The 8,544-nt window shown below is 70.8% G+C and carries 7 protein-coding genes; 3 read left to right on the top strand and 4 right to left on the bottom strand.

What is annotated here, in order from left to right; genetic code table 11:
• A partial coding sequence (locus G5C60_RS33640; RefSeq protein ID WP_165264836.1) for a MalY/PatB family protein occupies positions 1-1,150 on the top strand: 1,150 nt, incomplete at its 5' end.
• Between the two features lie 49 nt (positions 1,151-1,199).
• On the opposite strand, the gene G5C60_RS33635 is transcribed toward G5C60_RS33640, so the two are convergent.
• Positions 1,200-1,394 (bottom strand): hypothetical protein, encoded by a 195-nt coding sequence (locus G5C60_RS33635; protein ID WP_165264834.1) that lies wholly within the window; start codon positions 1,392-1,394, stop codon positions 1,200-1,202.
• Between the two features lie 65 nt (positions 1,395-1,459).
• Positions 1,460-2,152 carry a M15 family metallopeptidase gene (locus tag G5C60_RS33630; protein WP_165264832.1) on the bottom strand — a complete coding sequence of 231 codons (693 nt, stop codon included), beginning with the start codon at positions 2,150-2,152 and terminating at the stop codon, positions 1,460-1,462.
• A 550-nt stretch (positions 2,153-2,702) separates the two neighbouring features.
• On the opposite strand from G5C60_RS33630, the gene G5C60_RS33625 reads away from it, so the two are divergent.
• Complete coding sequence (locus G5C60_RS33625) at positions 2,703-3,227, top strand: RICIN domain-containing protein (protein ID WP_165264830.1); 525 nt, start codon at positions 2,703-2,705, stop codon at positions 3,225-3,227.
• A gap of 210 nt (positions 3,228-3,437) precedes the next feature.
• Here the strand turns inward: G5C60_RS33625 and G5C60_RS33620 are convergent, their stop codons facing one another.
• Positions 3,438-4,136, bottom strand: a complete 699-nt coding sequence (locus G5C60_RS33620; RefSeq protein WP_165264828.1) for an IclR family transcriptional regulator — start codon at positions 4,134-4,136, stop codon at positions 3,438-3,440.
• Between the two features lie 384 nt (positions 4,137-4,520).
• Here G5C60_RS33620 and G5C60_RS33615 point away from each other — a divergent pair, with 384 nt between their 5' ends.
• Positions 4,521-7,409, top strand: coding sequence for an AfsR/SARP family transcriptional regulator (locus G5C60_RS33615; protein WP_338146011.1), 2,889 nt, complete (start codon positions 4,521-4,523; stop codon positions 7,407-7,409).
• A 281-nt stretch (positions 7,410-7,690) separates the two neighbouring features.
• Here the strand turns inward: G5C60_RS33615 and G5C60_RS33610 are convergent, their stop codons facing one another.
• Entirely contained in the window at positions 7,691-8,449 is a 759-nt protein-coding gene (locus tag G5C60_RS33610; protein ID WP_165264824.1) for a DUF2382 domain-containing protein, read from the bottom strand.
• Positions 8,450-8,544 lie beyond the last annotated feature (95 nt).

The raw sequence follows: 8,544 nt of genomic DNA, 5'->3' as shown, positions 1-8,544 counted from the left end.
CCCCAACCCCCTCCGCCAACTCTCCCTCGACCAGCTCCGACGTCGTACGAGCATGAAGTGGCGCACCTACCCCGACGACGTACTGCCGCTGTGGGTGGCCGAGATGGACGTCCCGCTCGCCGAGCCGATCACACGGGCCCTCACGGATGCGATCGCGATCGGCGACACGGGGTACCCGGCCGGGACGGCGTACGCCGAGGCGCTGGCGGAGTTCGCCGGCAAGCGGTGGGGCTGGGACGACTTCGCCGTGGAGCGCGCGGCGATCGTGCCCGACGTGATGCTGGGCATCGTCGAGATGCTGAAGCTGGTGACGGGCCCCGGGGACCCGGTGGTCGTCAACTGCCCCGTCTACCCGCCCTTTTACCTGTTCGTACGGAACATGGACCGCACCGTGGTCGAGGCCCCGCTGGGCGAGGACGGGCGTCTGGACTTCGCGGAGTTGGAGTCGGCGTTCGACCGGGTCACCGAGGGCGGGCGCCGCCGGGCCGCGTATCTGCTCTGCAACCCGCACAACCCCACCGGGACGCTCCACACCACCGCCGAACTGACCACCGTGGCAAGGCTTTCCCACACGTACGGCGTACGCGTGGTGGCCGACGAGATCCACGCCCCGATCGTGGCTCCCGGCGCCCGCTTCGTCCCGTACCTGACGGTCCCCGGCGGGGAGAACGGCCTCTCCCTGATGTCCGCCTCCAAGGCCTGGAACCTGGCGGGCCTGAAGGCGGCCCTGGCCGTCGCGGGCCCCGACGCGGTCACGGACCTGGCCGAACTCCCCGAGGAGGTGAGCCACGGCCCCAGCCACGTGGGCATCCTGGCCCACACCGCCGCCCTCGAGGACGCGGGCCCCTGGCTGGACGCGCTCCTGTCGGGCCTGGACGAAAACCGCCGGCTCCTGTCCGCCCTGCTGACGGAACACCTCCCGGAAGTCCGCTACGCCCCCTCCGAGTCCACGTACCTGGCCTGGCTTGACTGCCGTGCCCTGTCTCTCGGCGACGACCCGGCGTCCGTCTTCCTGGAGCGGGGCCGAGTCGCCCTGAACTCCGGCCTCCCCTTCGGCACGGGCGGCGCCGGCCACGTACGCCTGAACCTGGCGACCTCGCCGGAACTGCTCACGGAGGCGGTGCGACGGATGGGGAGGGCGCTGGCCTGAGCGGCCCGCTCACCGGGAGCGGGTCACCTCACCGGTCGTGCGAGGCGGGTCACCTCACCAGTCGTGCAAGGAGTGTGGCGAGGTCGGCCACGAACTGGAGCCAGGGGCGGGCCCGCTCGGCCCGCCGTCCCAGCCGCCGGATCCGGCTAGCGGACCGCCGGGCCTCCCGCCGCCGTTCCGCCCGTTCCCGTACCCGCTGTAAGGCCTCGATCCGCCGGGTCCCGATCCGTTTGCGTCGCGTCATGGCGAGACGCTAACGAGACAGGTTTCGCAGACGCAGGTGGCGGGATCGCCAAAGAGGCAGGAGGGTTATTGGAGGTAACCCGTAAGTCTCGTCCGGCTGTCCTGAGGAGGACGCTCCCGTGGGCCGTAACGAGCGGCGGCCTCTCCGGTGATCAAGGCCCAGTAACGGTCACCGAAGGACCAATGCCACCACTCCGTCGGGTAGTTCACCAGCCCCGCACCCGTGAGTGCGGCCCCCAGCAGCTCCCGGTTGGCGCGGGCCTCCTCGCTGATGTTGAAGGCGTCGGTGTAACAGGCGCCGTCGCTCTCCTCCGGGTCGGCGTTCATCCGCGTACCCAGGTCCAGTTCGCGCCCCTCGGCGTCGGCCAGCGTGAGGTCGACGGCCGCGCCGGCGCTGTGCGGAGCGATGTCCGGCGGAGACACGTACCGGCTCGCGGCCGTGTGGATCTCCTCCTCGGACCACTCGGCACGGTCGGCGCGCAGCCGCCCCGCGTACTCCTCGAAGTACTCCCGCTGCAGCGACGGCGGCCGATACCCCTCGACGAACAGCAGCCGCAAGCCCCGCGGAAGCAGCGCCTGGGCCTTGAGCAGCCGCTCCAGCACGCCTTCCCGCAGGTACGTGAAGGCATCCGCCGGGTCCTGCTTACGCGCATCGACCAGCAACGAGCCGCCGCGGCGGACATCCACGAGAAGCTCACCGCATTCCGCCACGGGTATGGCGGCGACCCGCGGATCCGACATCAGGACGATCTCAGTCATGCGGCCATCTTGGCCTGGGCTTCGGCCGTCTTGGCGCGGGCGCCCGCGCTCCAGCGCCCCAGTACCGCCTCATGAAGCCGATGGCGGCCGGACCCTGTTGGTCACCTTCAGAAGTCGGCGAGGCTTCCGGCCGGCGGCGAGTGGGGTGTTGTCGGTCGTGCAGCGGAAGATCTGGATGAGCGCGCCCGCGGTCGTGGCCCGTCCAGGCATCCGCCGGTTTCCAGGTTCGTGAATTTGTAGTTCCCGCCGCCGAGAGAGTCGCGCGACCACCTCTGGGCCCGGTTGGTCGTGTCGCATGGCCCCTGAGCACCGTGTCGTGCCGGCGGTGACGCGTCACGTCCTGGTCCGCTCAGCGGCACCGGCTCGCCGGCAGCCAGAGCTGCTCCTCGTGGGGACGGCGGGCAGGGCCGGTTCAGTCCGCTGAGAGGACCAGCACACGACAGACAGACCCCGGCGCACCACGCTGCGTCCTGTGCCTTGGTGTGCCCGGCCACCCGGCCGGAGCGAGGAAAGCGCCCGGAAACATCCACCACACGGCAAGGGAGTCGTCATGAGGATTGCCCGCTCACGTTCAGGCCTGAGCATGCTGGGGCTGATCGTCTGTATGGCGGTGGTCGCGATCGGGGTCACCGCGATGCCCGCGTCAGCCCTCAATCCACGTACCTACGCGCAGGTCAAGAACGCGAACGCACATCAGTACTGCCTGGACATGAAGTCCGAGGATCCCGCGGAAGGCGCCCGCGCGCAGCTGTGGAACTGCACCAACACCGCGGAGCAGAAGTTCATTCTTGTGCAGGCCGACCGGGGGCACGATCCGGTCCCCGGACAGTGGACGATCAGGTCGCGGAGCGCGGGCAAGTGCCTGTGGGACCTTGGCGGTGGCACTGCGGGAACCCGGGTCACACAGAGGTCGTGCTTTGACTACGCCCAGGCGCAGAGCTGGGAACTGAGGCCGACCGGTGAGATCGTCAACATCCTCAGCGGACTGTGCGTCGACGCCGTGCGGGACGCGAAGGGCGGCGCAGTCGAGGTGCAGCCCTGCAACGGAAACATCTCACAGCGCTGGTTCCTCTAGCCCGCGCGTTCCGCCCGAGGCCGGGTCCGGACCTCGGGCGGAGCTGGAAAAAGTGCCGCTCCGGCCGGGGCGCGCAGGGGCCCACACCGCCACCGGCCCTTTCGCGGTCCGCTGCGCGGCCTGCGCCAGGCCGGGGCATACCGCCCGCACCGACCATCGGCGCCGCCGAAGTCCGGCGGACGGCGAGCGGCGGCGGGCGGCAGGCCCGTGTCAACGGCCGCGCAGCGCCCTGCTGATGGCCTTGCCCGACCTTTGGGCGACATCGGCAAGCCGTTCCAGATGATGGGCCGGATCGGTCGCGACGAACAGGGCCGCCACCGGGACACGGCACGCGTCGTACAAGGGCACCGCGGCGCAGCACACCTCGTCCACCACCCCCTCCCGGTCGAACGCCGCGCCGCGGTCCCGGATCAGCGCGGCCTGCCGCTGCCAGGAGGCCGGGAGCGGGCCCAGGGGCAGGTCGGGTCGTGCCGCGGCCACCAGCACCTTGCCCGCCGCGGTGAACCAGGGCCAGGTCACCCTGTCGTGCTGTGCGGCCAGTGCCCCGCTGTTCTCGCCGGGCGTCCAGTCCAGCACCAGCGTCTGACCTTGCCGCAGCACGGCGAGGCCCACCGTCGCACCCGTGGCACGAGCCAGTTGCCGAACCGGCCCGCTCGCCGCAGACCGAAGCCGGGGATGCGGCTGCCACTCATGTCCGAGCCGGAACATCCGCGGGCCCATGCGGTAGCCCGTTCCGCGCCGCTCGACCGCACCGAGCACAACCATTTGTTCCAGCAGCCGGTACGCAGTCGTCTTGGGCAGCCCGCATTCCGAGGACAGCCGGGTCAGCCCTGCCTCCCTGGCCCGCTCCACCGCCTCCAGCAACGCGAACGCGCCCTCCAGCACGCTCCGGCCGCCGACACCCGACATCGACGGTGTGTCCGCCTCGGACCGCCGGGGCGACGGCCCCACCACCGGCGCGTGCCGGGTCCGCCCTCCCGATAAGGGCCCGGTCCGCCCTGCCGGCACAGGTGTGGCAGGGTCCGCCATCACGGCCGCCGGATGCGACAGCCTTCTTCCCCGTTGTTCGTCCCGCTGTATGTCCACCCGTATCCCCCTGTTGTCACGCCGACAGGCCCAGAGCCCACCGCCGCTCGTACCTCAACCCACCGCCGCTCGCGCCTCCGGCGGAGGTCTGCCTTCTGCTCATCAGCCTCCGGCCGGGGTATGGGCCGGGAGGTTGTCGATAGGTTGTCGTCCCACCGAATATGTGAATCTCCAGTGGGGAAAACCTGCTCAAGGGGTGCAGAAAGCGTGGTGGATTTACGGCTGCTGGGACAGGTGGAGCTGGCCGTGCGGGGCCAGGGGGCGGAGCTGGGGCCTCCGCAGCGCCGTATCGTGCTCGCGGCTCTGGCAGTTGACGCAGGACGGCCCGTGACGACGGACATGATGATCGAACGGGTCTGGGGCATGGACCCGCCTCAGGGAAGCCGGCGCTCGTTGTACGCCCACATCGCCCGTATCAGGCGCGTGTGCGAGCAGACCGGCGACACCGACGTGCCACGGTTACGCCTGCTGCGCGGCTCCGGCGGATATCTGCTGGAGGCCGCACCGGAGCAGGTGGACGTGCACCTGTTCCGGCAACTGGTGGACCGGGCCCGGCAACCGGGGCAGCCGGCCGGCGTGCAGGCCTCGCTGTTGCGTGAGGCGCTCGGCCTGTGGCGCGGAGAGCCGCTGGCCGGGCTGAGCGGCCAGTGGGCGGTGCGGATGCGCGAGGCATGGCGGCACCGACGGGTGGATGCCGTCATCGCGTGGGCTCACGCGGAGTTGCACATCGGCGATCCGCCGGCCGTGATCGGTCCGTTGACCGATCTGCTGGGCGAGTATCCCCTGGTGGAGCCCCTGGCCGAGGTGCTGATGCGAGCCCTGCACGCCGCCGGACGTGGCGCGGAGGCGCTGGACTGCTACACCACTGTCCGGCAACGGCTGGTGGAGGAGCTGGGCGCCGACCCCGGACCGGGACTGCGAGAGGTGCACCAGGCGATCCTCCAGGGTCGCCTGCCCGACGCCGCCGCGCGGTCACGGCACTCACCGTCGCAGCCGCCGCTGCTTCCGGCACCGTCTGCGGGTCCCCCGTCGCCGCGTCGGACGTGGTCGTCATGGCCGTGGCCGACGCAGGTCCCGGCGCAACTACCCTTTGGCGTAACCGAATTCGCCGGCCGCCAGGAAGAACTGGCCCGCCTGGAGTCGGTCCTGGCCGCGGCCGCGGACCATTCGACCGCGGTGGTGATCTCCGCGGTGTCGGGCACCGCGGGCGTGGGCAAGACCGCGTTGGCCCTGCACTGGGCGCGCCGCGTACGCAAGCTCTTTCCCGACGGGCAACTGCATGTGAATCTGCGGGGGTTCGATCCCGGTGGCCCGACGATGGATCCGGCGGCGGCGGTACGGGGTTTCCTGGACGCCTTCGGCGTCCCGCCGGCCCGCATCCCGGCCGGCCTGGAGGGGCAGGTGGGCCTGTACCGGAGTCTGCTGGCGGGCCGGCGGGTGCTGGTGGTACTGGACAACGCTCGCGACGCCGAGCAGGTCCGTCCGCTGCTGCCCGGTGCGCCGGGATGTCTGGCGCTGGTCACCAGCCGCAACCGGCTCACCAGCCTGGCCGCGATCGAGGGCGCCCACCTGGTCACTGTCGACTTGCTCGCCCCGGCGGCGGCCCGGGACCTCTTGATCAGTCGCCTCGGGGCCGCAAGGGTGGCTGCCGAGCCTGCCGCGGTGGAGGAGATCGTTGCCCGGTGCGCCGGGCTGCCGCTGGCGTTGGTGGTCGTCGCCGCCCGGGCGGCTGCCCAGCCGCACCTGCCGCTCGCCGGGCTCGCCGGCGAACTACGGAAAGCCGACAGCCGCCTGGACGCTCTGGACGCCGGGGACCCGGCCAGCCAAGTGCGGACCGTGTTCTCCTGGTCCTACCGGACGCTGAGCCCCGACATGGCGCGGCTGTTCAGACTGCTGGGTCTCCACCCGGGACCGGACATGGGCGTGCCGGGCGCGGCGGCCCTGGCGGGCGTGCCGACCGGTCGTGCCCGCACGCTGCTGGCCGAACTGGTCCGCGCGCACCTGCTCGCCGAACACGTTCCCGGCCGGTACGCGTCCCACGACCTGCTGCGCGCCTATGCCACCGAACTGGCCAACACGTTGGACACCGAGGCCGACCGGCACACGGCGATGCACCGGATGCTCGACCACTACCTGCATACCGCGCGCACCGCCGAGGCGGTACTGACTCCCTACGAGCAGAACCTGATCACCCTGCCTCCCGCCCGACCCGGCGCCGCACCGGAAGATCTCCCGGACCATCAGGAGGCGCAGGCCTGGTTCATCGCCGAACTCCCCGTTCTCCTCGCCGCGATCGATCAGGCCGCCGCCACCGGCTTCGACACCCACGCCTGGCAGCTCACCTCGGCCCTCACGAGCTTTCTCGACCGGCACGTGTACTGGCCGGTACTGGCCGCCACCCAGGCCACGGCCCTGGAAGCCGCACAGCGCCGGGGCGACCGGGCCGGAGAAGCCAACGCCCACCGAGGTTTCGGGATCGCGCAGGACCGGCTGGACCACCCTGAGGACGCCCGTACCCACTACCTGCTCGCCCTGGACCTGTTCGGCGAACTCGGCAGCCGCCCCGGTCAGGCCCGGATGCACCTGCACCTCGCCCGGCTGTCCGGGGCGCAGGACCGGTTCGAGCAGGCACTCGCCCACGCCTGTCACGGCCTCGATCACTTCCGGACCGTCGACGACCGGGCCGGGCAGTCGGCCGCCCTCAACCACATCGGCTGGTTCCACGCCCAGTTGGGCGACCACCACCAGGCCCTGACGGACTGCCGACGGGCCCTTGCCCTGACCCTCGAGACCAGGGACCTCAACAGCCAGGCCCACACCTGGGACAGCCTGGGCTACATCCACCACCACCTGGGACGGTACGACGAGGCCGTCGACTGCTACGGCCAGGCCCTCGCCCTGTTCCACAGAACCGGCGACCGGCACAGCGAGGCCACCGGCCTCCTCTACCTCGGCGACACCCACCACAGCGCCGCCGACTCCGAAGCCGCCCGCACCGCCTGGACCCAGGCACTGGCCATCGCCGACGAACTCGCCCTCCCGGACACGGATCCCCTGCGTGTCAGGATCCTCCAGCAGCTGACGGTGCGGCGGTAGAAGCCCCGGGCGTCAGCAGGCAGGGGCGGCGCAGGTCTCGGGAGCGCGGACCTCGCCCGGCTGTAACCGCAGCGTCTTCAACGAGGGCTTCGCACAGGGCCTTGGCGTCGTCGAGGGTTCTTCGGCACACGTCCTCGGTGAGTACGAGGCGCTGCCACGTTCGCGGACCGAGGGTGGTCCGCAGGTCGGAGAGGCCGGTCTGCCAGGGCGAATCCACGAGCGCCGGAACGGTGGTCTCTGGTGGTCACGTCGGTTCGGGCTGATTGACCCGGAACAGCCGTTCACCGTCGGCGCTTGTCCTCCTCGTCGGGAACGTCGGCTTCGATCTTCTCTTTGCGGACCTTGCCGGTGACGGTCTCCTCCTCGGTTTGCTCGTCGGTGGTGAGCCGTACCCGCTCGACGGGCTCGGCCTCGGTCTGTGTCACGGGGCGCTCGGCGTGCACGGTCACTTCGTGCTCGGCTTCGCTGATGTCCGGGCCGGCCGTGGCGGCGTCGCGGTTGGCGTCGGTGACCGGTTCGCGTTCGACGCGGACTTCCTCGTGCCGTACGGGGACGGTCTGCTGGACATCCTCGGTGACGACGTACTTGCGCAGGCGGGCTCTGCCGGTCTCCTGGCGTTCGGTGCCGACGTGCATCTGTTCCTCGGAGCGGGTCATCGCGTCATCCGCGGTTCCTGCCTCGCGGTCGGCGCCGGGCCGGGTGGCCTGCTGCCAGGCGGCGTCCCAGTCGAAGCCGTAGTGCTCGTACAGGCGGTGCTCCTCCTCTTCGGACAGGTGCCCGCCGGCGTCGACGTCGACGTTGGGGGCGTCCTTGACCTTGTCCTTGGGGTAGGGGACCTTGAGATGGTCCTCGACCATGCTGGCGTGGGTGATCGGCACAAACGACTCGCTGGTGCCGAACAGGCCGGTCTTGACGCTGACCCATTCGGGCCGGCCGGTGACGTCGTCGAGGAAGACGTGCCGGGCGTCGCCGATCTTGTTGTCGTCGGTGTCGTAGACCGGGTGGTCCAGTACCGTCGGAATCTGCTCTCGGGTGATCATCGTGATCTCCTTTCTGCCGGCCTCGTGACTTTCTGCCGTCCTCCCGACCCGACTAACCTCGCGAAACAGCACAAAACGCGCTGATTGTCCTGATG

The organism is Streptomyces scabichelini (assembly GCF_011045015.1).
GTDB classification, from domain to species: Bacteria; Actinomycetota; Actinomycetes; order Streptomycetales; family Streptomycetaceae; genus Streptomyces; species Streptomyces scabichelini.
This window is presented reverse-complemented; position numbering and strand designations above follow the sequence as displayed.

Bases quoted from the DNA above. Each gene is read 5' to 3' on its own strand.
- G5C60_RS33635 (WP_165264834.1), bottom strand. From the start codon at position 1,394: ATGACGCGACGCAAACGGATCGGGACCCGGCGGATCGAGGCCTTACAG.
- G5C60_RS33630 (WP_165264832.1), bottom strand. From the start codon at position 2,152: ATGACTGAGATCGTCCTGATGTCGGATCCGCGGGTCGCCGCCATACCC.
- G5C60_RS33625 (WP_165264830.1), top strand. From the start codon at position 2,703: ATGAGGATTGCCCGCTCACGTTCAGGCCTGAGCATGCTGGGGCTGATC.
- G5C60_RS33620 (WP_165264828.1), bottom strand. From the start codon at position 4,136: ATGTCGGGTGTCGGCGGCCGGAGCGTGCTGGAGGGCGCGTTCGCGTTG.
- G5C60_RS33610 (WP_165264824.1), bottom strand. From the start codon at position 8,449: ATGATCACCCGAGAGCAGATTCCGACGGTACTGGACCACCCGGTCTAC.